This is a genomic window from Mesorhizobium silamurunense (assembly GCF_014843825.1).
In the GTDB taxonomy this organism is placed as follows: domain Bacteria; phylum Pseudomonadota; class Alphaproteobacteria; order Rhizobiales; family Rhizobiaceae; genus Mesorhizobium; species Mesorhizobium silamurunense.
On sequence record NZ_JHQR01000124.1, the window covers coordinates 12,575 to 37,121 of the forward strand.

The following is a 24,547-nucleotide window of genomic DNA, read 5'->3' on the forward strand; positions in this document are numbered from 1 at the left end:
CGTGATCCTCAGCGGTTGAACATTGAGGCATTGCCGGCCTGGTAACCGGAGCCGGGGGCGAGGAAGCGGCGGCGCTGCTCGCGACCCTGTTCCGCAGCAGCCGCACGTTCGGCTTCAGTCAGCGCCTGGGCACGACCGTTGGCGGCGACGACGGCGGTTAGGTCGGTGAGTTGCTGGGCCTGGAGTGCGAGAAGCTGGTTGCCGGCCTGCGTCGCCTGCAGCGCGCCGGTCGCGGATTGGCTGGCGCCGACCAGCGCCGACATTTGGGAGCGATTGGTCTCGATATTGCCGACGACGCCGGACTGTACGCGCATGGCGTCCTGGAGGCCGCCAACCGTGTTTTGCCAGCGCGAGCGGGCATCCGTGACGAGTTGCTGATCGGATGCGGAGAGCGAGACGGCGCCGTATTGCTGCTGAAAGATCTTGTCGACCTCTTGAACGTCGAAGGCGATGTTCTGCGCTTCACCGAGGAGTTGCTGTGTACGCTGTACCGACTGCTGCAATTGCTGGAGGGAGGAAAACGGCAGGCTTGCGAGGTTACGGCCTTGGTTGATCAGCATCTGCGCTTCATTCTGAAGCGAGGTGATCTGGTTGGTGACCTGCTGGAGCGACCTCGCTGCCGTCAGCACATTCTGCGCATAGTTCGAGGGATCAAACACGATGAACGCATGCGCCGGAGCAATCACTATAGGCGACACCAAGAGCGGCGGAGCGAGCATTGCCGCGGCCAGGGCGAAGGCGTGCGAGCGGACGCGAAGGGCAGTCATGATTGAGTCTCCTTTTCACCTTGTGGGATGGGGGCGGGCAGGTGCGGAATAAGGTCAGCGGCCCAGCCGGCGTTTCGGGCCCGCAGCCAGGCGGCGAGGAAACCGTCGCGACCGTGCTCGGCAACCATGCTGGCGATCAAAGCCTGATCGGTCTTGGAGGATGCTGCGCAGAGCGCGAGACCGATTTCCGACAGGCCGAGTTCAAACAGACGGTTGCCGCGCCGTGACTGGCAGTAGTAATCGCGTTTGGGCGTCGCGCGCGCCAGGATCTCAATCTGGCGGTCGTTGAGGCCAAAGCGACGATAGATTGCTGTGATCTGCGGCTCGATTGCGCGTTCGTTCGGCAAGAGCAGCCGGGTCGGGCAGCTCTCGATGATCGCCGGTGCGATCCCCGAATTGTCGATGTCGGAAAGCGACTGGGTGGCAAAGACCACGCTGGCGTTCTTCTTGCGCAACGTCTTCAGCCATTCGCGCAGCTGGCCGGCAAAACCTTCGTCGTCGAGGGCGAGCCAGCCCTCATCGATAATCAGCAATGTCGGCCGCCCATCGAGCCGGTCATCGATGCGATGAAACAGGTAGGACAAAACAGCAGGTGCTGCTCCGGTCCCAACGAGTCCCTCGATCTCGAATGCCTGCACGGATTTCACGCCAATGTGCTCGGCTTCTGCGTCAAGCAATCGGCCGTATGGACCACCGATGCAATAAGGTCCCAGAGCCTGCTTCAGATCGTTCGATTGCAGCAGCACATTCAGGCCGGTGATGGTACGCTCCTCGACCGGTGCCGAGGCGAGCGATGTCAGTGCGGTCCAGATGTGCTCCTTGACATCCGGGGTGACCGGGATGCCTTCGCGCGCAAGGATCGCAAGAACCCAGTCGGCCGCCCAGGCGCGCTCATAGGTGTCCTGTATGCGTGCGAGCGGCTGGAGCGAGACGGAGGCTTCCGTGCCTTCGGTGAGCCCACCCCCAAGGTCGTGCCAGTCTCCGCCCATGGCGAGCGCTGCGGCACGGATCGAGCCGCCGAAGTCGAAGGCGAAAACCTGCGAGCGCGCATAGCGGCGAAACTGCAAGGCCATCAGCGCGAGCAACACCGACTTGCCCGCGCCAGTGGGGCCGACGACGAGGGTGTGGCCGACGTCGCCGACGTGGAGGGACAACCGGAACGGGGTCGAGCCTTCGGTCTTGCCGTAAAGCAAGGGAGGGCTACCCAAATGCTCGTCCCGTTCCGGCCCACACGGCAGAGAGGGGGATCATGTGGGCAAGATTGAGCGTCGAGATCGGCGGCTGGCGGACATTGGCGTAGACATGCCCTGGCAACGAGCCCAGCCACGCGTCGACCGCATTGACGGTTTCGACTATTGCCGTGAAGTCGCGCCCCTGGATGACTTTTTCGACCAGGCGCAGTTTCTCATCCGCAAGACGCGGGTCGGCATCCCAGACCGCGATGGTCGCGGTGACATAGGCCATGCCCGAGACGTCAGCGCCGAGTTCCTGTAATGCCAAGTCGGCGTCGGCTGCCTTATTCGCGGCGTCCGTGTCCACAAGCACGGACGCCTCGTTCGTCATGACCTCCTTCAGGATCGCGGCGATCGACTTGCGTTTGGCAAACCACTGTCGCCGGATTTTGGTCAGCAGCTTCGCAGCGTCAGTCTTGTCGAGCAGGATTGCGCGCGTCGCCCAGCGATAGGGAAAGGCGAGCCGGTTGAGGTCGTCGAGCAGACCTGGCGTGGTCGCGGTCGGGAACCCAACGATGGTGAGCACGCGTAGATGCTGGTCGCCAAGGCGCGGCTCGAGCCCACCGGTCAGTGGCTGGTCCGCCAGCAGCGCATCGAGATAGATTGGCGTCTCCGGAACGCGCACCCTATGGCGCTTCGTGGAGACAGTCGAATGCAGGTAAGTCACCGTCTGGCTGTCATCGAGCCACTGACATTCCGGCATGAAGCCGTCGAGCAGAGAAAGCACGCGCTCCGTGCGGTCGACAAAGGCGCGCAGGGTTTCGTGCGCGTCCACGTCCGAATGTTCGCGGCCCTCGTAAAGCCACCTCTCCGCGCGAGCGATATCCTCGGCCGGCGGCAGATAGACGAACGTGAGGAAGTAAGTCGACACGAAGTGGATCCCCTCCTCCTCGAAGTCGGCTTTGCGCTCGGCATCCACCAAGCCTGAGGCAGGGTCGGGAAACTGGCTGTCGGGATAGGTCGCCGCCTCATGCCGCTGTGCCTCAACGAAGATGCTCCAACCGGAGCCTAGACGACGGAAGGCGTTGTTGATGCGGGAGGCCACCGCGACCAGTTCGGCGGCTACCGCGGAATCGAGATCCGGTCCGCGAAACTTTGCGGTACGCTGAAAACTCCCATCCTTGTTGAGCACTACTCCTTTCGCGACGAGCGCAGCCCAAGGCAGGTAGTCAGCAAGGCGGCTGGCGGTGCGGCGGAATTCGGCAAGGTTCATCATCGCCGCGGCCTCAAACCGATAGATGACCGGGGATGCGCAGATGCCGACGGCCGACTTCCACGAACAGCGGATCGCGTTTTGCTGCCCACACCGCCGTGAAATGGCCGAGCGCCCAGAGGAGAAGACCGACAAGCCAGAGGCGGAGGCCGAGGCCAACCGCGCCTGCCAGCGTGCCGTTCAAAATTGCTATTGAACGCGGCGCGCCTGCGAGCAGGATGTGCTCGGTCAATGCTCTGTGGACGGGAACGGTGAACCCCGGTACCGCATCGAGCTGCTCGAAGGCCATCAGATCAGTGCTCCGCCACCGAATGAGAAGAACGACAGGAAGAAGCTGGACGCCGCGAAGGCGATCGACAGGCCGAAGACGATCTGGATCAGCCGCCTGAACCCTCCGGAGGTATCGCCAAAGGCAAGCGTCAGACCGGTCACGATGATGATGATGACGGCAATGATCTTGGAGACCGGGCCTTCGATCGACTGAAGGATCCTCTCCAGCGGCTGCTCCCAGGGCATCGACGAGCCGGCTGCATTGGCGGCCGAGGCGCTCATCAGACTAACGGCGAGCGTCGTGGCGGCAGTAGCCGCGTAAGTGTAGTTGCGCGAAAACGTGCGGATCATAAATTGTCTCCTGTGTCGTTCGGGGTGGCTTGGGAGGTGCGATAGTCGCCGTCGGGGCCAAGCCCTTCGACGCGCGTGAGTTCGGTGAGCCTGCGCGCGGACCCGCGTCCGGATAGAACAGCGACGAGGTCGATGGTTTCCGCAATCAGCGCGCGCGGGACGGTGACGACGGCTTCCTGGATAAGTTGCTCGAGACGGCGCAGGGCACCGATCCCGGAGCCGGCATGAATGGTGCCGATGCCACCGGGGTGCCCGGTGCCCCATGCCTTCAGAAGGTCGAGGGCTTCCGAGCCGCGCACCTCGCCGATGGGAATACGGTCGGGGCGCAGGCGAAGCGAGGAGCGGACCAGATCGGCGAGCGTAGCGACACCATCCTTGGTCCGCATGACGACAAGGTTGGGCGCGGAGCATTGCAGCTCGCGCGTGTCCTCGATGATGACGACACGATCCGCCCCCTTCGCCACTTCGGCGAGCAGGGCGTTGGTCAACGTCGTCTTGCCGGTGGAAGTGCCGCCGGCAACGAGAATGTTTGCACGGGCTGCGACAGCGGCAAGCAGAGTCACGGCCTGGTTCGCGGTCATGATGCCCGCCGCCACGTAGTCGTCCAACGTGAAGACAGCGACGGCAGGTTTGCGGATTGCGAAGGCAGGTGCTGCAACGACTGGCGGCAGCAGCCCTTCGAAACGTTCGCCGGTTTCCGGTAATTCGGCCGACACGCGCGGAGAACGAGGATGTACCTCCGCCCCGACGTGATGGGCGACCAAGCGCACAATGCGTTCGCCATCGGCGGCCGACAGCACCTCCCCCGTATCGGCCAAACCCTCGGCGAGCTGATCAATCCAGATTCGGCCATCCGGGTTCAGCATCACTTCGACGATTGCGGGATCGTCCAGCAACCGTGTGATGGCGGCTCCGAGCGCTGTGCGCAGCATGCGCGAACTGCGCGCACGCGCTTCTGTGTTGTTGTGCGAAACCGCCATCTGGTCCCCATTTTGTTTGTCGGGAACTGGTCAGGCGGTCCCCGGTCGGGGATGATTAAAAGAGCCGGATGCTGGATCGCTTCAACAAGTATATCGAGGCGTAGTAGCGTGGCGTGTAAATACAGGAGAAGGACGGTGCCGCCGTTGCCTTCCTTCGATTCGAGAACGGCTTCGCAGATCGAATCATCGAACCTCAGAAGTGGCGATAGACAGCATCAGCGACAGGATGATCATCGGCAACGTCGGCGCCGACGTCGTCGGCATGATTGTCATACTCGTCACCCTGATCATCTTCGTCGTCGTCGCCGATCAAGATCCTGATTGCTCCTTGACGATTCCAAGCTGGCTTTCGCCGCTGCGGGCTTAGCCAGCGATGGCTCTATCCGTCTGTCGGCATGGCCCAAACCGAGACTCGGGTTCGGGGGCGCAGGCAACAGAGCGCCCCCTGCTCTTTGAATAGCCTATTGCACAATACCCTAACAATGGTGCAACATAATAACCTAATAAGTGCGCGTCATAAAACCCTAATAGGAATGCAGCGCAAACCCCTAATGAGCGCGCGACACAAAAACCTAAGGACCAGGCAAGATGGCACCGCCCCATGAGAAGTTGGCCGAGTCGCTCGCCGTGCTTAAGGAACTGCAGGATCAGCAGATCGTCGCCATCCGCTCCAGCGATCTCTCACGCACCCATCGCGAACGGCTCCTCAAAGGAGGCTTCCTGCAAGAAGTCATGAAGGGCTGGTACATCTCGGCCAATCCCCATCAGCGTAAGGGCGAGACGACAGGCTGGTTCGCCTCATTTTGGGATTTTTGCGCCAGCTATTTGAATGATCGCTTCGGCAAAGACTGGTGCATCGCCCCCGAACCGTCCCTCTCCTTCCATGCCGGCAATCGTACGGTCCCGGGGCAATTGCTGGTGCGATCTCCCGCCGGAGGCAACAAGCCCACCACGCTTTTGCACGGCACCTCGATTTTCGACATGCGAGCCAGCATGCCGGTTGCTCGCGATATTGTTGAGACAGACGGCCTTCGTCTCTACGCCTTGCCGGCGGCGCTCGTCGAAGCCTCACCCGCATTCTTCACGCAAAAACCGACCGACGCGCGGACGGCATTGGCGATGTTCTCGGATGCCTCTGAAATTCTCACGCGCCTGCTCGAAGGAGGTCACAGCACGATTGCTGGCCGCCTCGCCGGTGCTTTTCGTAACATCGGCCGCGAGCGCATCGCAGATGACATTGTCCGCGGCATGCAGGCCGCCGGCTACACGGTTCGCGAAACCGACCCATTCGATACACGGGTGCAGTTGTCCCTGCCGCGCCGCGAGACGTCACCCTATGCCGGACGGATCAGACTGATGTGGCAAGAAATGCGCGGCGCGGCCATTAGGAATTTTCCAGAGGCGCCCGGACGCCCGAATGACGTCGATGGCTATCTTCAGCACGTCGATGACGTCTATGCCACCGATGCCTATCATTCGCTCTCGATCGAAGGTTACCGGGTCAGCCCCGAACTGATGGATCGTGTGCGCAGCGGCACCTGGAACCCCGACGGGAATGCGCAAGACGGCGATCACCGCGACGCGCTCGCGGCGCGCGGTTACTACCAGGCTTTCGAAGCGGTCAAACAGAGCGTGGCGTCTGTACTTGCCAATCAAAACCCTGGCCGCGTCGTCGATGACGATCATGGAGGGTGGTACCGCGAGCTATTCGCCCCCAGCGTGACCGTGGGTATCGTCAAACCTGGCGATCTCGCGGGCTACCGCAGCGAGCGCGTGTTCATCCGCAATTCCATGCATGTTCCGCTGCCGCTCAATGCCGTGCGGGACACGATGCCTGTCTTTTTTGAGATGCTCGAGGCAGAGGAGCATCCAGCGGTGCGTGTCGTCCTCGGGCATTTCATCTTTGTCTATATCCACCCTTACATGGACGGGAATGGTCGCATGGGGAGGTTCTTGATGAATGTCATGATGGCGGCTGGCGGTTATCCCTGGACTGTCATTCCGGTGCAGCTCCGCGCCCACTACATGGCCGCTCTCGAGCAGGCCAGTGTCCACCAAGACATCGTTCCGTTCAGTCGTTTTCTCGGCGAATTGGCTCGCAAAGGATTGTCGGGGGAGACAACCGCGACACTCCCGGCCGGTTAAGCGACCGCAACCACAGATACGGCAGGCAAAAACGTCTACCGCTCTGGCAGTTCGCCGTCATGGCGCAATGAGCAAGCCGTTGATGCGAACAGGAGGCTACTATCCGGCAGGGGATGGCATTCCGTTATCTTCAGCCGGGTTGATATCCTCGGAAATCTTCTGCCGCAGCTTCGGCACCCTCGCCAGGCGCCGTCCCAGCGCCGTGACGAAGGCTTCGTAACGTTCGGCGGCCTTGGCACGCGCGGCCTGGGCACAGGAGAAAGGCGGTCCCGGTTTCGCCTTGCTTCACCTGATGACGACACGGCTGCGCTTGCAGCGCTTCCTTTCCATCTGGTTGGGGAATAGCACTGCGTATTGAGACACGTTATGAGCCCCATACGCGATTGCGTATATCTAAGGTTTATACGGATTCGCGTATATGCAATTTTTATACGCGCTCGCGTATATTGACGAATTATACGCGAGCGCGTATATAAAACCTGGAGGCTTATCATGACCGACCAGATCGCCCGCAACGAAAAGCAACTCGGTGCCATCCTGCGTCGCGCCCGCAGGCAGGCCGACCTCACGCAAGAGACGCTCGGCAACCAGATCCACCTGCGCCAGGCCACGGTGTCCCGTCTTGAAGCCGGCGAACCAGCGGTGCAGCTCAGCACGTTGATGGCCGCTCTCTCGGCCCTCGGCCTTGAGCTCGTGGTTCGTCCACGCAGCAAAGGCAGCGCCGCTGAGATCGAGGACCTGTTCTGATGGCACGCCGGCCGGCTCACACGCCACTGAATGTCTTCCTGAACGGGCGCCTGGTGGGCGTGCTGCGCAGGGAATCAACAGGCGCCGTAGACTTCCAATACGCCCGCCAATGGCTGGACTGGCGTGGCACTTTCCCGGTCTCGCTCTCGCTTCCCTTGCGGGAGGACCGCTATATCGGCGCGCCTGTGATCAACGTCTTCGACAACCTGCTTCCTGACAGTGACGCCATCCGCAAGCGCGTTGCCGAACGCGTCGGTGCGGCTGGTACTGACGCCTACAGCATGCTCGCCGCCCTCGGCCATGACTGCGTCGGCGCGCTGCAGTTCCTGCCCGACGGCGTCGATCCCGGCAATCCTGGCAGCAGCGACGGCAAGCAAGTCAGCAAAAAGGACATCGCCGGAATAATCGAAAACCTTGCTGCCGCTCCTCTCGGCCTCGGCAAGGATGAGGATTTCCGCATCTCGATTGCAGGGGCCCAGGAAAAGACGGCGCTGCTACGCAAGGACGGGCGCTGGTTCAAGCCGGTCGGCACGGCGGCGACCACCCACATCCTGAAACCGCAGATCGGCAGGTTGCCGAATGGCATCGACCTCTGCAATAGCGTTGAGAACGAGTATCTGTGCCTTAAGCTGCTCGAGGCGTTCGGCGTTCCTGCCGCCAAGACAGAGATATCTGATTTCGGGGAGCGCCGAACGCTTATCGTCGAGCGCTTCGACCGGCTGTGGGCTCGCGACGGCCGCCTCCTGCGCCTGCCGCAGGAGGATGTCTGTCAAGCGCTGTCGGTGCCGCCGACGCGCAAATATCAGTCCGATGGCGGTCCCGGCATCGCTGAGATCGTCGAGCTTCTGAAGGGCAGCGACACGCCTGAAGAAGATATCGGTACCTTCTTGCGCGCCTGCGTTTTGTTCTGGCTGATTGGCGCGACCGACGGCCACGCCAAGAACTTCAGTATCTTCCTCGGTCCTGGCGGGCGGTTCCGCATGACCCCCCTCTACGACGTACTGAGCGCGCAGCCGAGCCTTGATGCCGGACAGATCCCCCGCAAGAAATTCAAGTTGGCAATGTCAGTCGGCAAGAGCCGGCACTATTCGGTGCATGAGATCATGCCTCGCCATTTCACGCAGACCGCTGACATCGCTGGGGTGGGTACGCCTGTCATGCGCCGAATTTTCGAAGACATTGCTGGAAACGCGGAGAAACAGGCTGAGACCGTGATCTCCTCATTACCGCATGGCTTTCCCGGACAGGTTGTCGACTCCGTCAGGTTGGCTATGGGCAAGCGTGCGATGCTTCTCGCTGATGCAAATTGACTAAGAATGCGGTGACACCTGACAAGCGGCACCGCTAAAGCTTACGAATTCGTAAGTCGCTGGTTCAGTCGAGGCCAGCTCAAGATGACCATCGGCAGCACACGTCCCTATTCTGCTGCTCGGCGGATCCACCCGTCGAATCAATGGCCCGCTGCCCCTTTGTCACCCGGCAGCGGGCCATTATGCACCGACGCTCGGGCCGAGTCTCATAGAGGAAGCGATTCCGCCAGGCACGCCGTAGGTTCTTATTCGTCGCTAGCCCCTAGCCATGGCGCCCGCGCCGGCCAACCCCAGAAGCGCGCGGGCATTCCGCGGAGGTCAACCCAAGGCCCCGGATCCTGCGATCCGAGGCCTTCCTGGGAGGGCGTCATTGGTTCAGTTTCGCCTGCAATGCGTCGACGTCGTCCGTGGTCATCTCGCCGTCGGTCGTCACCTTGCCTTCGACGATCTTCCACAAACGGAACGGACCGGTGATGTCGCCGTATTTGTCGAAGGAGACCGGGCCGATGACGCCTTCATAGCGGATCGGCTTGCCGTCTTTGATGAGGGCGAGCGCCTTGGCGAATTCGTCCTTGCCGGCATAGATCGGCGTGCCGGCCGGATCGACCGCCTTGTAGATCGCGTCCCTGATCTTGGCTGGATCCTCGGAACCGGCGATGGCTATCGCGAGCCCGACGATGGCGCCGGCATCGTAGGAGCGATCGGCCGCCGGGTTCGATGGCTCGATGCCGGAGAACGCCTTGTAGTTCTTGTTGAAATAGTCAGTCGATGCGGTCGGGCTGGTGCCGGAGGATGTGCCGTAGGCATCCTTCAGATAGTCGGCGCCAACGGAGTCGATGAAGTCGGGGCTGTTCATGCCGTCATTGAGCAGGAATTTCTGAACGCCGCCCTGCGAAATCCAGGTGCGGGCAATCGTGGCGCCATCGACAGGGGTGCTGACGAGATAAAGCCCGTCGGGCTCGCCGGCCATCGCCGCCGTCACTTCCGAGGCGTAGCTCGACTGCTTCTCGTTGTAGGGCGTGTCCGAAACGATGGTGCCGCCCAGCGCCTTATAGGCGCGCGAGAATTCCGCCACCATGTTGACGCCGAAGTCGTTGTTGACGTGGATCACCGACAGCTTCTTGAAACCCTTGTCGATGGCGTATTTGGCGGCGGCCACACCCTGCAGCGCATCCGAGGTGATGGTGCGGAAGAAGATGCCGTTGGTCTTGCCATCGCGGCCCAGCGCCGTCAGCGTCGGCGAGGATGATGCGGGCGAGACCTGGACGACCTTCGCAGGTGCTGTGACCGAAGTCAGGATCGGGATCGACACCGAGGAAATAATGCCGCCGATGATCGCCGGCACCTTCTTGACCTGGACGAGTTGGGTCGCGGCGTCGACCGCGACATTGCCCTGGCTTTGGCTGTCGCGGGTGTCGGTGGCGAGGTCGCAGCCGCGCACGCCGCCGGCGGCGTTTATGTCGCGGAAGGCCATCTCAACCGATTTCGCACCCGCCTGGCCATATTCACCGGCCGGACCGGTCAGCTCCATGACGAGGCCGACGGTGATCTTGCAGTCGGCTGCGTGCGCGGTGCCCGCCGCCATCAGCAGGCCTAGCGCGGTCGTGATCTGGAATATTGTCTTGCGCATTGTTGTTCCCCTTTGGTTGCTCGACTCTTGTTTTCAACTTTGCCTGTTCAGCCTCCCGGTATCTGCAGCCAGGTCTCATGCAGATGCCGCCATTCGACGCCGTTGGGCGCCGATGAATTGGGCGTGAAGACGGCGCTCGATCGCCGCAGGCTCGCCTGGCCGGCGCGCCGCTGCGCCTCGACATAGGTCAGCACGATGACATTGCCGGCCTGCCATCCCGGCCGGATATCCTCGATCGAGATGGCGAAGTCGCCGTCGAAGCTGCCGCGGCTCGCCCTGACATAGCCAAGCACCGCATCGCGATCGAGCAGCTGGCCACTCGGCACCACCATGAAGAAGTCCTCGCCCATGACACGTTCGAAGCGGCTGAAATCGGCCTTGTCGGCGCGCCTCTTGTCGAACCAGTCGACGAAGAAGCGGTGCAGGTCGACCACCTCGGCGCTGGCGCGGGCAAGCAGAGAAGCGTCCTTGGCCATGCTCACACCCGGCCAGCGTTCAAATTGTAGTGCATGATCGAGCCGTGGCGGCCATGGCGGTCGCGCTCCAACATGTAGACGTCGCCTTCGAGACCGGGGCTCTCGGCAATCACGGCGCCGATCTCGGCGTGGTCCTGCGCCGACAGCGCGACGTCCATGATGCGCGCATTGGCAAGCGCATGCGCCTGGTTGCGGGCGCCGACAATGACGGCGGCCACCTGCGGCTGATCCAGCACCCAGGCGCTTGCGATGGTGGCGACGTCGACGCCGCGGCGGTCGGCGATCGCCTTCAGGGCGGCGAGCAACGACTGGAAAAGCTTCCAGCCGCCGAAATCGTCGATGATCAGCTTGTACTTGACCAGCGAGCGGTTCTCGAACGGCGCGGAAGGCTCGGCCGCGCCCAGCCATCTCTCGCTGAGGAAGCCGCCTGCCACCGATCCATAGCAGAGGAAATGCAGGCCGTGCTTTTCGGCCAGGGTAGCGAGGCTTCTTGCCGGGCGCTGGTCGAGGACCGAATATTGCAGCTGCTGGCTGACGACGGGAACGCCGGCGGCCAGGATTTCGCCAAGACGCTCGGTGTCGAAATTGGTGGTGCCGACATTGCGCACCTTGCCTTCCAGCCGCATGTCGTTGAGCCAGCCCATTGCGTCGACATAGCGGGGCTGCGAATAGTCCCACCAGTGGAACTGGACGAGGTCGAGCCGCTCGGTCTTCAGTCGTCGCAGCGACTGGTCGACGATGCCCCTGATGTAGTCGCGGCTGATGCCGGCAAGTCGTTCGAGGTCTGGCACCAGCTTGGTGTGCACCTTCATCCTGGCGGCGACGTCGAGGCCGCGTTCGTTGGCGAGCCGCAGCTGGGCGGCCCCGATCATCTCCTCGACGCCGGTGTAGATATCGGCGCAGTCATAAGAGAAGATGCCGGCGTCGAAGGTGGCGATCAGGTCAGTCACCGCCTGCTGCCGGTCGATCGCGCCATGACCGCCGGCGAGCTGCCAGCCGCCGCGGATAACCCGGGAGATCGTGTAGCCGGGGCTGAGCTCGAACGTTTTGGCCATTATCTGTCCCCGCTCTCAGGCGGCAGCGGTACAGCCGTGGTCTCGGCATGGCTGAAGCGCCGCTTGCCTGTCCTCAAGATCCGCAGCCGGCTGGCGCAGTTCGGGTCCGGGCAGGCGATCTCGGCATCCGACGTCATCCAGTCGTTCTTGTGCGTCGGGCGCTGCTTTGCCGCGAGCAACGGCAGGACCGCGGCTATGGAATAGATCGAAAAGCCCTGCCCCGCCGGCATGGACAGCATCTCGCCCTTGAGCTCGAAATAGTCGCCTGCCTTGGCGCCGCAATAGATCGGCTTGCCTTCGGGAATCACGGCCTCGACGCGGAGGTCGAAGAGGTCAAAACTGTCGTCGCGCTCGGCCATTCACGCCTCCACCCGTGTAAAGGTGACGTCGCAGGCGCCGTTGCGGCGAATGATGCCGCATCCGGCCGCAAACTGTTCGCGCTGATCCGGCAGCACCTGGGCAACCACGCTTCCGGCAAGCCACCCGATCGGAAACAGCAACCGCGCGCCCTGTCCGTAGAACAGGCCGATGTCGAAGATGGCATTCGGGTTGCCGCCCCACATGCGCGGCGGCACGTAGGAGAGCACGACGTCGCCGGGCTGCGGGGTCAAGGTTGCGTTCTCGGCAGGCAGTGGCTGGGCATAGGCCTGGTTCTCCAAATGCGGCGTTGGCACCGGACAGGAAATTTCAGGACCAGTCCACATGGCATGGATGCCAGCAATGACGCGCGGCTCCTCCAGATAGGCCCATAGGAAGGCGGCGTTCGCGGGCGCCTTGTGCGGCAGCAGAAGCGCCGTTGCCGACAGACCGGAACGCGGCTCGGTGATTTTTATGGCACGGCTCGTCATGTCACTCCGTCCTGGCCGTCGATTGCAGCTTGTCGCGCAGGAAGGCGAAAGGCCGGCTGATATCGGCCACCAGCGCCTCGCGCGCAGCCTGCGCGTCTTGTGTGGCGAGCGCCGCGACGATGCTGCGGTGATAATGGGCAGTGTCCACCTCGCCAGCTTCGGAAAAGGCATAGATGGCGACGCGGATGCACGGACCGGATTGCAGCCAGAGGCTTTCGATCATCGGGATCAGCACTGCGGAACCGCAGGCACGGTAGATTTCGAAATGGAAGCTCTGGTTGAGCGTCACCTCGCGGTCGACGTCCTTCTTGTGCTTCAGCGCGCGGATCTCGTCCCATTCGCGCAACAGACCTTCGACCGTCGCAATCTGGCGCGGCCCCATGCGCGAAGCCGCAAGCGAAATCGCCTCGCCCTCGATGAGGATGCGGGCGCGCAAGAGGTCGTCGATGCGCGCAAGCGTGATCGGCGGCACGCGCACCGAGCGGTTGGGGAGCGCCTCCAGCGCCTTTTCGGTGATCAACCGTCCCAGCGCCTCGCGCACGGGCATCGTCGAGGTAACCAGCGCATCGGCAAGGCCACGTATGGTCAGCACCTGGCTCGGTTCGAACAGACCGCCGATCAAAGCCCGGCGCAATTCGGAATAGACGCGATCCTGCACGGTCTCGCGGCCGACCGGCGCTAGCTGCGCGGCGAAGACCTCGTTGTTCCGCTCCGCTGCTGCCTTCTGCATGGCGTTCCCACTCCGGCCCTTTTGACGATGGCCCTTTTGGACGAGCCTGCCTCTTTTTTGGCTTGCGGAGAAAATTAAAGCCGAATAGCGTGATCAAAGCAAGTGTGATCACATATCAAAAATCAGGAAGCGGCGGCAATGATCGCTTCCGGCTCGAGGCAATTGATGGGAGCGACGCAGAAACGGCATGGAGCGGAGGCCCAAGTGCCGGTCCTGGCGGCGAAGAATCTCGTCAGGCGCTTTGGCGGCCTCGTCGCCGTCAACAACGTCTCGTTAGAGGTACGTCCAGGTGAGATCCTTGGCCTGATCGGCCCGAACGGCGCCGGCAAGACGACGATGTTCGACCTGCTTGCCGGCAGCATCCTGCCGACCAGTGGTGAGATCTATCTCGGCGGCGTGCCCGTCTCCGGCGAAGTAGCCCACCGCCGCATCGGCCGCGGCCTCGGCCGTACGTTCCAGATTCCCCGTCCGTTGCCAAATCTGACGCTGATCGAAAATGTCATGCTCGCAGCCCAGGGGCAGACCGGCGAGCGGCTGCTCGCCAATTTCCTGATGCCATGGCGCGTCGCAGGCGAAGAGAAGGAGGCCGCGACGAAGGCTGTCGAATTGCTGGAGCTGGTATCGCTTGGCCGGCTCGCGCATGAGCCGGCGCGGGTGCTATCCGGCGGGCAACGCAAGCTGCTCGAGCTCGCCCGCGTGATGATGGCCGATCCAGCAATAATCCTGCTCGACGAGCCGGCCGCCGGCGTCAATGCCACGCTGCTCGAGGTCATTATCGAGCGCATCCGCGGCATCAATGGAAGCGGCATCACTTTCCTTTTGATCGAGCACAACATCGACATGGTGACGCGGCTCTGCCACCGCGTGCTGGTGATGGCGAATGGCGAACTTCTGTGCGAGGGCACGGCCGACGAGGTTGCGCGCGATCCGCGCGTCATCGAGGCCTATCTCGGAGGCGCGGTATGAGCGAACCCGTGCTGGCCGTCCGCGATCTCGAAGCCGGCTACGAGCCCGGCGTGCCGATCGTGCGCGGCGCCTCGATCACCGTCAACAAAGGCGAGATCGTCGTCGTGCTCGGGCCGAACGGCGCCGGCAAGTCGAGCCTGATCAAGGCGGTCGCCGGCCTCGTCCCGATCAGCCGCGGCGCGGTGCTGTTCGACGGCAAGGACATCACGGCCGCTCCCGCCCACACCATGGTCCATCGTGGATTGGCCTTCGTGCCGCAAACCGAGAATGTCTTTCCGCTGATGTCGGTAGAAGACAATCTCAAGGTTGCGTGCGGCATCCTGAAGTCACGTGAGTCCCCCGCGCGCATCGCCGAGATTTACGCGACCTTCCCCGACCTCGAGCGGCAGCGAAAAACAGCGGCCGGCAACCTCTCCGGCGGACAGCGGCAGATGCTGGCGGTCGCGCGGGCGCTGATCGTCCATCCGAAGGTGCTGGTTCTGGACGAGCCGTCGGCAGGCCTGTCGCCGAAATTCGTCGCCATGGTGTTCGAGATGCTTTCGGCCATCCGCAAGTCCGGCGTCACGATCCTGCTGGTCGAACAGAACGCCAAGGCGGCCCTTGCCATAGGCGACCGCGCCTACGTGCTGGTCGAAGGCAAGGAGCGGCACGAGGGCGTCGCCGCCGAATTGTGGAATGATCCCGTAGTCGCGGAGCTCTATCTCGGCCAACGCCCAAAAAGCGCCGGCAAGGCCGTCCCCTTCGGCAAGGGGAGCGCCGCATGAACCTGCAATTTGTTGTGGACGGGCTGCTGACGGGGTCGATGATCGGCTTGGGCGCCATCGGCGTGACGCTGACCTATTCGATACTTCGCTTCTCGAATTTCGCGCATGGCGACTTCATGGCCTGGGGCACTTACGCGACACTCGCAGTCGTGGGCGCCATCAGCGCGATGTTCGGCAAGGTCTCGCCGATCGGGTCGCTGTCCTTCGGCTGGCCGCTGATCGTCGCGCTCGTCGTCGGCATGGCGTTCACAGGCCTGCTTGCGCTGCTGCTCGACATGGTGCTTTTCGCGCGGCTGCGCAGGCAGGGCCAGGCGATCATCGTGGTGATGGCGAGCTTCGGAGCCTCCATGGCGCTGAGGAGCCTGCTTGAGTTCATCTTCACATCGCGTCCGACCTATTTCAGCCGGGCGATCCAGATCGCCATGCCGTTAGGCTTCGGCGTCCGCATAACGCCGGACCAGATCGCGCTGCTTCTGCTGGCCGCCGTTCTGGTGGTCAGCGTCCATCTGATAATGACGCGCACGCAGACGGGCCGCGCCATGCAGGCGCTCAGCCAGAATGCAGCACTTGCCCGCGTCATCGGCATCGACGTCGCAAAAGTCGTGCGCGTCACCTGGATCATCGGCGGGGCGCTGGCCTGCGTGGCGGGCGTCATGATCGGCATCCTGATCCAGATCCGCCCCTTCATGGGCTTCGACATGCTGCTGCCGATGTTCGCCGCAGCCATCCTCGGAGGCATAGGCAGCGTGCCGGGCGCTGTCCTTGGCGGACTGATCATCGGCCTGGCCGAAGCCAGCGCGGTGCAGCTGATCGGCGCCGAATGGCGCGCCGCCGTTTCCTTCATCATCCTGATGGTGGTCTTGTTTGTGCGCCCCATCGGCCTCTTCGGGTTTCGCGAACGATGATCGATCTCGTCGGCTACGGCGCCTTCTTCCTGACCACGGCGCTGATTTTTTCGCTGATCACGCTGGGGCTGAACCTGCAATGGGGGCTGACGGGGCTGTTCAATGTCGGGCTCGCCGGCTTCGTCGCGATCGGCGCCTATACGTCGGCGCTGCTCACCACGCCCGACGATCCGGCGCGGCTCGGAGGTCTCGACCTGCCGATCCTCATCGGCTGGCTGGGGGCGATGGTCGTTGGCGGCCTTGCCGCAGCACTCACCGGCATCGCCACGCTGCGGCTGAGATCAGACTATCTCGCAATCACCACTTTCGGCGTCGCGGTGGTCGTTCAGCTTGTCGCACTCAATGCGCAGAAGCTGACTGGCGGCCCTTTCGGCATCGGCTTCATTCCGCGCCCCTTCGGCGGCCTCGCCGAAACGCCGCTGCTGTTCAACCTGTCGAACCTTGCCATCGTCTCTGCGGTGACCCTGGCGGCCTACCTGGCGCTCGAACATCTCTCGCGCAGTCCATGGGGCCGCGTCCTGAAGGCGCTCCGCGAGGACGAACGCGCCGCGATTTCGCTTGGCAAGAGCGCCCGCTTCTATCGCGTCCAGGCCTTTGCGGTGGGCGGCGCCATCATGGCGCTTGCCGGAGCGCTGCAGGCCCATTTCATCGGCTTCATCGCGCCTGACAATTACCTGCCGATGCTGACCTTCCAGGTGTGGGTCATGCTGATCGTCGGTGGTTCCGGCAGCAACACCGGCGCTGTTGCCGGCAGCGTGCTGGTCTGGGCGATCTGGGCCGGCTCGGGCGCTCTCACCAGCGTATTGTTCTCGCCGGAGCAGCAGGCGCGAGCCGCGGCCCCACAGATCGTGGCCATTGGCGTGATGCTGTGCGTCATCCTGCTGGTCAGGCCGAGCGGACTGTTCGGCGACAGGCCGCGCCGCGTCCGCACAACCAGGCCCAGTGGCACGACAGCGCCCGAGAGCAGCGGCTCATGAGCCGAGAAGCCGTGCAGGAACTGCAAAGCCTTTCTCTCTGGCACGCCGTTGCTCGTGGCCGGCGCGATCGGGCGCCGCTCGAAGGCCGCCTCGACGTCGACCTGGCGATCGTCGGCGGCGGCTTTGCCGGCCTCTCGACCGCGCTTCACGCCGCCGGCAGAGGCATCTGCGTCGCCGTGCTCGAGGCCGAGATCATCGCCTGGGGGGCGACCGGCCGCAATGCCGGCTTCGTCGTGCCGAACTTCGCCAAGATGGACCCGTCCGACATCATCGCGCATCTCGGGCCGGAGCGCGGCGAGCGCCTGATCGACTTCGCCTCCGGCAGCGCCGAGCTGGTGTTCGATCTCATCAAGCGGCACAAGATCGATTGCGACCCGGTGCAGAAAGGCTGGATCCAGCCGGCGCATTCGACCGCCGCCTTCGAAAAGGTGAAGACCCGCGCCGGTCAATGGGCAATGCGTGGCAGGCCGGCGGTCACGCTCGACAGACGGTCCGTCCAGGAGCTCACCGGCGTGCGCGGCTATGTCGGCGGCTGGATTGACCGCTCCGGCGGCGTGCTCGATCCGGTCGCGTATGCCCGTGGCCTTGCCGATGCAGCCGAAAACGCAGGCGCCCACATCTTCGAGCACAGCCGCGTCAGCGTCATCGAGCGGGGCGCGCAGGGCTGGATGTTGACAACGCCGTCGGGATCGGTGCACGCGGGAAAGGTTCTGATCGCCACCAACGCCTATGGCGCAGAACTCGATCCGGTTCTCAAGAGAACCTACTTCCCGCTCAGGATCTTCCAGATAGCGACGGCACCGCTGCCAGGCGCAATACGCAGCCGGCTGCTGCCCGGCGGGCAAGGTGTCGGCGACACGAGACGCAACCTCTTGACCTTCCGCTTCGACAGCGAAAACAGGCTGATCAGCGGCGGCATGCATATCTTCGGCGCGGGCGCCGACACTCGGATGCCGCGTGCAATCTGGCGGCGGCTCGCCACCCATCTCGAACTGCCCGACATCCCGCCGCTGCAATATGCTTGGTCCGGAATGGCGGCTATCGAGCCGGACTACCTGCCGCGCCTCGTCGATCTCGGACCGGGGCTGATCGCGGGCTTTGCCTGCAACGGCCGCGGCATCGCCATGACGACAGCGATGGGCAAGGTGCTCGCCGACTGGGCGGGCGGAAAGGTTCCCGGAGACCTTCCGCTTCCCATCACCAGGCCGTGGCCGATTCCGTTCCACGGCGTGGTCCGCTACGCGCCGAACTTCATGCTCTCCTGGGGCATCTTGCGCGATCGGCTGGACCGGGCGGGTAATCCCACGTGACGTAACACGCCCGGCGCAACTGGGCACAACATCCGTGTCGACATCGATCAATTTGTGCCGGGCAACGCCAGCACCAGGCAATGGCGGCTACCCTCTACGACCCATGTCCCCCATAGTATGCAGGGATCAGTCGGACACCTCGGGTCAGGAACGCACCGGGAGACCTTAACCCTCATGTTGCTCGCGGCTGCATGGATTGGGTCACACGTGATCCCTCAGTTGCAGCGCCCCTAGTTCCAGGCCCGACCCACTCAGGCACTATCGCGCGGCACTGTTTTCGACGATCGACAGGCGATCTTCCCAGCTGTCCGCGGCTTCCGTGGCGCCGTCCAGGATGTCCTTCCTGACAGGCGCCGCCGCGCTGAAAATCGATCTTCTGCAGCTTTACGTAAGCTTCGACTTCAGTATCGACGCTGTCCTTCACCATGCCGGCATCGCCGTCCCGAAATTCCTCGGCGGCTTTGCGAATGGCCGCCATGACATCTTTGGGAATGTCGCTGCGGCTCAGCCTGCCAGCATCCCAGCACGGTCTGGCCGGAGACCAGCCAGGCATCGCCAGCCGCCAGCACATGGGGTACGTCATCGACGAAATCGGACCGGCGGATGGCCTCCATGGCGAGCGCCGTGGCGATGACCTCGGGAGCGGCATGAAACAAGTCAATGATGCTGTGCATATGCAAGTTTTTTCTGTCGTGAAACGGCAAGTTTTTATGCGAAAGTCGCAGATTTCGCAATGAAATCATCACTTTGAATTGTGTTCCTATAGGTCTCTGCGCGAGGGATCGTGACCCGCACGGGCCGAGATTCTGTGTAGCCTCAGCGGAACAGAAGCTGGGGCGAAGCCTGGAGCCTGACCTAAATTGGGTGACTGCAGGAGCACCGGCCCCCTTCCCACGACCAGCCTCCAAGGCGATGTCTTGAAAGATCGAACGGAAAAATGATGAACGGTGCCGAGAGCCTGGTCAGAGCCTTGCTGGCCTGCGGGGTGAACACATGCTTCGCCAATCCGGGAACCAGCGAAATGCACTTTGTCGCGGCGCTGGACCGGATTGCCGGGATGCGCCGCGTGCTTGGCCTGTTCGAAGGCGTGGTGACGGGCGCTGCGGACGGCTATGGCAGAACGGCAAGCCGGCCGCCACGTTGCTGCATTGCGGCCCGGGCCTGGCAAACGGTCTCGTCAATCTTCACAATGCACGCCGCGCGAATACGCCGATCGTCAACCTGGTCGGTGATCAGGCGACCTATCACCGCCCGCTGGACGCACCGCTGACAGCCGATACCGAAGGCTGGTCAGGACCGGTTTCGCAAAGAATGCTCGCCTGCTAAGCGGGTCGCGGAGTCTGGCTTGCCGCCGCCATGTTCTTGGCAAGCCCTACCAGACGCAGGACTGCACGCTTTGGGTTCGATCCGAGCCAGATACCCCTGACTGAGCTGACGCTGTTTTCACCGTCGAGCGGTCTCCACAGCGCGTTATCGGTGGAGATCGTCCGGGCATAGCTTTCCGCGGCTAACGTCATTCCGTGTCCTAACTGCACATTGAAAAGGACCGTCGCGTGGTTAGCGCGACACGTTTGAACGGCCGGACCTCCGTCTGCCGCAATGCGTTCGAGCAAGCACAGATCCAAGGGCGGTCCGTCCAGCCCGGCCGGGACGAGTAGGCACATATCTGCAAGGTCGGACCATGTGAGCACCGCCTTCTCGATGAATGAATGAGCGGCCGGCAAGAGCACGACAAGACGTTCCTGCCAAAACACCGCACTGTTGCAGGATTTGGGGGCGCCAATATCGTGTGTAAACACGATGTCGAAACGCCGGCGGCGTATGGCCGCCAGGCGCTGCCTGGCTGGAACATCCTCAATGATCAGCCTGACGTCGGGATAGAGTTTGCTGAACCGGTCAATGAGGCGCTTGAGGAACTCGCCACCTGTCACCCAGCACAACCCAATCCTGAGCGTCTTTGCATCCTTGTTATCGCGGACCCGTTCGGCAAAGGCATCCAGCAGGCCTTCGTAGTGAGCCCGCACAACTTCGATCCAGGCGCGGCCGGTCTCGGTCAAGCGAACGCCGCGCACGGTGCGCTCGAACAGTTGCATCTCCAAAACCTGTTCGAGCTTGACAACATTGCGACTGACCGAGGACTCCTGGACCCTCAGCGCTCTTGCCGCCTGACGCAGGCTGCCATGATCCATGGCCGCGAAGGCGTAGGTGAGCAATTGGAGGGCGTTGCCGTTGCGCGTCATATCGCCTGAGGTTTGTGGATATCGTCGCGGATGATGCCTTCTTCACCGCAATGCGATCGGAGCGTCATGGGAAAGTAGTCGCGCCCGACGCAATCCATCGAAGTGTCGAGCTCGATGCGGAAACGCCACTAATTTAAGAGCGACCTAATGTTTCAGCCTGGTTCGAGTCTTTGGTGAGGCACTGGTAGGCTCGGATAATACGAACGGCTTTCATTCGATTGCCGTTTTTTTACTAAAGTGACATCTTCTACCAATCCTGAGTTATTTGTGAGTTGTCCAGCAACCTATGGTTCTGCACAACAAGGAGGGGCGGGCCGCGTCTCGATCACCAACGAGATAATCGCGCGTGAATATTCAGCGTTCGAGCTGGAAGCTAAGCCGGTAGAACCCTCCGCGCTCTACCACTACGTCGCCATCTGGCAGAAGGGCAGGACGTTTTCGAGCACCTTGGAGGTCTCTCTCGAGGCAATCTTGTCGGCCTTCGCAAACTGTCTCCCGGCAAACGAAACAACGCGAGACATGGATCGGCCCAATTTAGCGGCCCGACGCTAAGCCCTTCGCTCATGCTTGGCTTTAGTGTAAGGCATCGTCTTTGCCCCCGGATTTCCTGGAACAGGCGCTCCGGCTCCGGGGCCACATCCAGCTCGCGGCGCAGAAGTTCGCGGCAGAGATGGAGCTGACGACGCGCCGAGGCTTGCCGCCCCTGCCGCGCGTAGAGCGACCGGTGAATCTTTTCCTGCAGTGGATCAAGCAACAGGAGCCGCAGCGCCACCTCGATTGCACGATCGACGCATCCAGAAGCAGCATAGTGACCGAGCAGGCTAGACATCGCCACTACTGCACGCTCGCAGATGTGCTGCCGCTCCGTCAGGAGCCAATCTCGAAGGCCGGGGCTTTACGGCTAAAGGCTTCCAGGAACTCGCCGCCCTGCAGCGCCACGGCTGCTTCCAGAGCTTCCCTGGTATCCTCCGAACGAGACGCTCGAACTCGATCACGTCGATGGCACGTGATCGGACAAAAGCGTCACTGCATCGACCGACCCGGTAACTAGATCTTCGCCTGCAGACTCGAGAGCCGTGCGCAGGACCGCGAAAGTCTGCCGCAGGCTGCCGCGCTGCTGCGCCTCCTTCCTGCCGCGACCGAGCGAAAACGCGCGTACTTGCGGTCCGGGACTGTTTTCCATGGCCGATACAGAGGTGGTGACGGCGCAGCTTCAGATTGCAGGCTATGAGGACATTGATTTCGAGCGCATCGACGCGAAGGTCCTGGTCGGCAGAGCGTCAATGCCGAAGACGACCGCCATACCAAGCGACTTCGCTGCGCCCGATCTTTGATCAGCGTTCATCCCAGCGTCACCACATGCGAATGCGACGTGTTGCCGACGGGCAACGGCTTGCTGGAATGTCGGTCAAGTGGGCTACAGACCAAATCCCTTCATCCCTGACCAAGCGCCATGCTGCGCCGCTGGTTAACCTGCGGCTGATGTGACGGAATCCCGGTCGGGGGGTGCCCATGCCGAAAGTGCCGCTTCGCCGCGTCGTGCTGCTTGCCGGCGCAAGTGCGGCTGCGTTGACTGCCGTTTCTCCCGCCGTCCGGGCGCAGACCGCTTTCTGGACCGGGGCTTAGTCGCCCACCTGGTACAACTTTGGCAACTGGAGCACCGGCGCGGTGCCGAACGGGACAGATAACGTCATCCTCGATACCGTCACACCCAATGCGACTGTGGTGGATGCCGGCCTCGCCGCGCACATTTCTTCAAAGTTGGCAACTCTGGCACAGGCGCGCTCAACATCCAGAACGGCGGCACGCTGACAAGCTCGCAAAGTCAGATCGGCGGCTCCACCGTTGGCACCGGCACCGCAACCGTGACCGGTGCCGGCTCCACGTGGACCAATTCCAACGGCTTTTTTGTCGGGGAATTCGACACGGGCACGCTCACGGTCGAGAAAGGCGGTACGGTGAACTCGAACGGCGGCTCCCTGGGCGCCACTGTCGGTGACGGCGCCGGCTCTGAGGGCACGGCGATTAGCCTCTGTCCTGCCGGCGGCGTTGTAGCGCGACATACGCGAGATATGTCTTTGCCGCGGCGTCGCATGCTCGGCGCGATGGCCCATTTGTGCGAAGCATGGTCACGGCCAGCCTCTTGGACAGGCCATATTTCTCGGCGAACCATTCCGGTCCATAGGGTTGGTCAGATACGTCTGCTACATCATCAAACTGCATGTGATCTCCTGTGGCGAGTGCCCGCCGCTGTTCGATGACAGCAGGCACCCGCACACCACCGATGAAGGGACTCGCTCGGTGGCTGCAAGCAAATGCGCTGCCAAGGTGTTGGTTGCGCGTCTCAGCCAATTGCCTTGGCTGCCGGGACTTCAGTCTGAACAAGGCGTTGAACTGCGTCAGAGGCGCTCGGCCGGATATTTCAGGTTCTGCTCATCCCGCCGGAAAGGTGGCCGGCGCCGCTCGTGAGCATTGCCTGAAGACGCCGGCCGCGACGGTTCCGTTAGGCCCGCCGCATGGTGTTTGATGTCACTGCGAGATGGTGTGATCGCGTAGATGCTTGAGGTTTCTCTAGGGCGAAGCTGGACTAGAATCCAAATGTCGCCTGATTTCCTCCGGCGCTACGCCATCGTTGAACAGAACCAAAATCTGCTCCGCCAAACGCTCACGCGCTTCCTCGTCGCCAGAGATGCCCATCTCTTTCGCGTAGGCTTCCAAGAGTTTTCCGAGCGCAGCCAGTTGTTCGGGGTCGGCTATGCCCCAGAGAGTCCTCATCTCCGCATTTCCCTTGTTTGCGTAGGGCGAAAGCGTGATGAGCTCTTCCAAGCATCCGTAGCCATTTAGATCGGACGACAGGTGCATTGTACGCCGTTTACAGCTTGGCGCTATGCAAAATGATGTACCTTGGGGTTCAGCTTGATCATTGAACCTAACTCAGGAATATAATCCTCCCCAGGGCGGCGACCTTATTCCCGGAGATCGCCATGACAATGAAATTTCCATTCACAGAGGATACGCTCGGCAAAAAGCTCGAGGCCGGTACTGGCATTTCGGTTGACTGCCTGACTTGCAAGCGCAATGCGGTGCTGGACGTCGCCGCGCTGGTCAAGCACTTAGGCCCGGATCATGGGGCGATGCATTGGGACCTGATCAAGGTGATCTATTGCCACGAATGCCGCAGCGCCGGCCGAGAGGATCGCAACCTGCAGTTCACGAACCATGCGGCGACGCCGAACAAGCACAAGGGCTGGACGCCCTGTGCCTGACACGGGAGCGGCCCGGCAGGCTGGCAAGGTAGGCTAGCGAACGCCGGGCCTAACCGGTGGGAATCTCTCGGGGGCGAGAGAGCACCGGCTGACGATGAATATACGCCCCTGCTGCAATGATCGGCACACATCCATAAGGACGAAGCGGATAGGTACCTAATCCAGCAACGCATACAGTGCCAACCCAGCTATGATCGCGCTGGCGAGCATCAGAGCGGTGATGGCGGCGATGTAGAGAGGGACCAAAGCTAGCTTAAGGTGCCAATGAGGCCTGGAAATTGAACGAGGCTAGAGCAATTCCAGGAACGGTGCGTAGCGGTTTTCCGTCCGGAATTGCGCAAAAACAAATGCTTAGAACGGATCAG

25 protein-coding genes and 4 pseudogenes are annotated in these 24,547 nt (G+C 62.4%); 14 read left to right on the forward strand and 15 right to left on the reverse strand.

From position 1 onward, the window contains the following. Window positions 1–8: 8 nt before the first annotated feature. From trbJ to trbB, 5 genes and pseudogenes are all read right to left on the reverse strand, one after another. Window positions 9–767 (reverse strand): P-type conjugative transfer protein TrbJ, encoded by a 759-nt coding sequence (gene trbJ, locus DH10_RS14120; RefSeq protein ID WP_192384833.1) that lies wholly within the window; start codon window positions 765–767, stop codon window positions 9–11. Then, window positions 764–3,215 (reverse strand): annotated as a pseudogene (gene trbE, locus DH10_RS14125) (conjugal transfer protein TrbE). The gene trbJ and the pseudogene trbE overlap by 4 nt, the downstream one beginning before the upstream one ends. A 10-nt stretch (window positions 3,216–3,225) precedes the next feature. Next, a complete protein-coding gene (locus DH10_RS14130; RefSeq protein WP_192384834.1) occupies window positions 3,226–3,501 on the reverse strand; it encodes a VirB3 family type IV secretion system protein in 276 nt (91 codons plus the stop codon). Then, window positions 3,501–3,833, reverse strand: a complete 333-nt coding sequence (locus DH10_RS14135) for a TrbC/VirB2 family type IV secretion system protein (RefSeq protein ID WP_192384835.1) — start codon at window positions 3,831–3,833, stop codon at window positions 3,501–3,503. The genes DH10_RS14130 and DH10_RS14135 overlap by 1 nt, the downstream gene beginning before the upstream one ends. Continuing rightward, window positions 3,830–4,813: a P-type conjugative transfer ATPase TrbB gene (gene trbB / locus DH10_RS14140; RefSeq protein WP_192384836.1), complete on the reverse strand. Its 984-nt coding sequence runs from the start codon at window positions 4,811–4,813 to the stop codon at window positions 3,830–3,832. Before trbB ends, DH10_RS14135 begins: the two co-directional genes overlap by 4 nt. A 588-nt stretch (window positions 4,814–5,401) precedes the next feature. Here trbB and DH10_RS14145 point away from each other — a divergent pair. Further along, window positions 5,402–6,958 (forward strand): Fic family protein, encoded by a 1,557-nt coding sequence (locus tag DH10_RS14145; protein ID WP_192384837.1) that lies wholly within the window; start codon window positions 5,402–5,404, stop codon window positions 6,956–6,958. Window positions 6,959–7,057: 99 nt separating this feature from the next. On the opposite strand, the pseudogene DH10_RS36945 reads toward DH10_RS14145, so the two are convergent. Beyond that, a pseudogene (locus DH10_RS36945) lies at window positions 7,058–7,216 on the reverse strand (CopG family transcriptional regulator); the annotation flags it as partial. Between the two features lie 234 nt (window positions 7,217–7,450). Here DH10_RS36945 and DH10_RS14150 point away from each other — a divergent pair. Together DH10_RS14150 and DH10_RS14155 are read left to right on the forward strand one after the other, a co-directional pair. Beyond that, the gene (locus tag DH10_RS14150) at window positions 7,451–7,705 is read left to right on the forward strand and encodes a helix-turn-helix domain-containing protein (protein WP_192384838.1); all 255 of its coding nucleotides are present in this window, start codon (window positions 7,451–7,453) and stop codon (window positions 7,703–7,705) included. After that, a complete protein-coding gene (locus tag DH10_RS14155; protein ID WP_192384839.1) occupies window positions 7,705–9,015 on the forward strand; it encodes a type II toxin-antitoxin system HipA family toxin in 1,311 nt (436 codons plus the stop codon). The genes DH10_RS14150 and DH10_RS14155 overlap by 1 nt, the downstream gene beginning before the upstream one ends. 367 nt (window positions 9,016–9,382) lie before the next feature. Here the strand turns inward: DH10_RS14155 and DH10_RS14160 are convergent, their stop codons facing one another. The 6 genes from DH10_RS14160 to DH10_RS14185 are packed head-to-tail and all read right to left on the reverse strand — an operon-like array spanning window position 9,383 to window position 13,754. Next, window positions 9,383–10,645: an ABC transporter substrate-binding protein gene (locus DH10_RS14160; protein WP_192384840.1), complete on the reverse strand. Its 1,263-nt coding sequence runs from the start codon at window positions 10,643–10,645 to the stop codon at window positions 9,383–9,385. A 47-nt stretch (window positions 10,646–10,692) separates the two neighbouring features. Continuing rightward, window positions 10,693–11,121, reverse strand: coding sequence for a DUF4440 domain-containing protein (locus DH10_RS14165; RefSeq protein WP_192384841.1), 429 nt, complete (start codon window positions 11,119–11,121; stop codon window positions 10,693–10,695). Between the two features lie 2 nt (window positions 11,122–11,123). Continuing rightward, window positions 11,124–12,179 carry an aldo/keto reductase gene (locus tag DH10_RS14170; RefSeq protein WP_192384907.1) on the reverse strand — a complete coding sequence of 352 codons (1,056 nt, stop codon included), beginning with the start codon at window positions 12,177–12,179 and terminating at the stop codon, window positions 11,124–11,126. Continuing rightward, entirely contained in the window at window positions 12,176–12,535 is a 360-nt protein-coding gene (locus DH10_RS14175; RefSeq protein ID WP_192384842.1) for a TIGR04076 family protein, read from the reverse strand. Before DH10_RS14175 ends, DH10_RS14170 begins: the two co-directional genes overlap by 4 nt. Further along, window positions 12,536–13,024 (reverse strand): DUF3830 family protein, encoded by a 489-nt coding sequence (locus DH10_RS14180; RefSeq protein ID WP_192384843.1) that lies wholly within the window; start codon window positions 13,022–13,024, stop codon window positions 12,536–12,538. 1 nt (window position 13,025) lies between these two features. Then, window positions 13,026–13,754: a GntR family transcriptional regulator gene (locus tag DH10_RS14185; RefSeq protein WP_192384844.1), complete on the reverse strand. Its 729-nt coding sequence runs from the start codon at window positions 13,752–13,754 to the stop codon at window positions 13,026–13,028. Window positions 13,755–13,919: 165 nt separating this feature from the next. Between DH10_RS14185 and DH10_RS14190 the strand changes: the two genes are divergently transcribed. From DH10_RS14190 to DH10_RS14220, 7 genes and pseudogenes are all read left to right on the forward strand, one after another. Continuing rightward, on the forward strand, window positions 13,920–14,720 hold the full coding sequence (locus DH10_RS14190; RefSeq protein WP_192384908.1) for an ABC transporter ATP-binding protein: 801 nt from the start codon (window positions 13,920–13,922) through the stop codon (window positions 14,718–14,720). Further along, complete coding sequence (locus DH10_RS14195; RefSeq protein ID WP_192384845.1) at window positions 14,717–15,484, forward strand: ABC transporter ATP-binding protein; 768 nt, start codon at window positions 14,717–14,719, stop codon at window positions 15,482–15,484. Before DH10_RS14190 ends, DH10_RS14195 begins: the two co-directional genes overlap by 4 nt. After that, complete coding sequence (locus tag DH10_RS14200) at window positions 15,481–16,389, forward strand: branched-chain amino acid ABC transporter permease (protein WP_192384846.1); 909 nt, start codon at window positions 15,481–15,483, stop codon at window positions 16,387–16,389. Before DH10_RS14195 ends, DH10_RS14200 begins: the two co-directional genes overlap by 4 nt. Continuing rightward, window positions 16,386–17,366: a branched-chain amino acid ABC transporter permease gene (locus tag DH10_RS14205; protein ID WP_192384847.1), complete on the forward strand. Its 981-nt coding sequence runs from the start codon at window positions 16,386–16,388 to the stop codon at window positions 17,364–17,366. Before DH10_RS14200 ends, DH10_RS14205 begins: the two co-directional genes overlap by 4 nt. After that, a complete protein-coding gene (locus tag DH10_RS14210) occupies window positions 17,363–18,676 on the forward strand; it encodes an NAD(P)/FAD-dependent oxidoreductase (protein WP_192384848.1) in 1,314 nt (437 codons plus the stop codon). The genes DH10_RS14205 and DH10_RS14210 overlap by 4 nt, the downstream gene beginning before the upstream one ends. 467 nt (window positions 18,677–19,143) lie before the next feature. Further along, complete coding sequence (locus tag DH10_RS14215) at window positions 19,144–19,413, forward strand: hypothetical protein (protein WP_192384849.1); 270 nt, start codon at window positions 19,144–19,146, stop codon at window positions 19,411–19,413. Between the two features lie 203 nt (window positions 19,414–19,616). After that, window positions 19,617–19,981: pseudogene (locus DH10_RS14220) on the forward strand (thiamine pyrophosphate-binding protein); the annotation flags it as partial. Between the two features lie 17 nt (window positions 19,982–19,998). Here the strand turns inward: DH10_RS14220 and DH10_RS14225 are convergent. Together DH10_RS14225 and DH10_RS38180 are read right to left on the reverse strand one after the other, a co-directional pair. After that, window positions 19,999–20,916, reverse strand: a complete 918-nt coding sequence (locus DH10_RS14225) for a LysR family transcriptional regulator (protein ID WP_192384850.1) — start codon at window positions 20,914–20,916, stop codon at window positions 19,999–20,001. 373 nt (window positions 20,917–21,289) lie between these two features. Next, window positions 21,290–21,787: a bacterial transcriptional activator domain-containing protein gene (locus DH10_RS38180; protein ID WP_192384909.1), complete on the reverse strand. Its 498-nt coding sequence runs from the start codon at window positions 21,785–21,787 to the stop codon at window positions 21,290–21,292. Between the two features lie 310 nt (window positions 21,788–22,097). Between DH10_RS38180 and DH10_RS14235 the strand changes: the two genes are divergently transcribed. The 3 genes and pseudogenes from DH10_RS14235 (at window position 22,098) to DH10_RS38190 (ending at window position 23,177) form a co-directional block, all read left to right on the forward strand. Then, a complete protein-coding gene (locus tag DH10_RS14235) occupies window positions 22,098–22,250 on the forward strand; it encodes a hypothetical protein (RefSeq protein WP_192384851.1) in 153 nt (50 codons plus the stop codon). A gap of 423 nt (window positions 22,251–22,673) precedes the next feature. Next, window positions 22,674–22,730: pseudogene (locus DH10_RS38185) on the forward strand (hypothetical protein); the annotation flags it as partial. Beyond that, entirely contained in the window at window positions 22,725–23,177 is a 453-nt protein-coding gene (locus DH10_RS38190) for a hypothetical protein (RefSeq protein ID WP_425515321.1), read from the forward strand. The pseudogene DH10_RS38185 and the gene DH10_RS38190, both read left to right, overlap by 6 nt. 310 nt (window positions 23,178–23,487) lie before the next feature. On the opposite strand, the gene DH10_RS14250 is transcribed toward DH10_RS38190, so the two are convergent. Further along, the gene (locus DH10_RS14250) at window positions 23,488–23,742 is read right to left on the reverse strand and encodes a hypothetical protein (protein WP_192384853.1); all 255 of its coding nucleotides are present in this window, start codon (window positions 23,740–23,742) and stop codon (window positions 23,488–23,490) included. Window positions 23,743–23,900: 158 nt separating this feature from the next. Here DH10_RS14250 and DH10_RS14255 point away from each other — a divergent pair, with 158 nt between their 5' ends. Beyond that, the gene (locus DH10_RS14255; protein WP_192384854.1) at window positions 23,901–24,182 is read left to right on the forward strand and encodes a hypothetical protein; all 282 of its coding nucleotides are present in this window, start codon (window positions 23,901–23,903) and stop codon (window positions 24,180–24,182) included. Window positions 24,183–24,547: the final 365 nt, after the last annotated feature.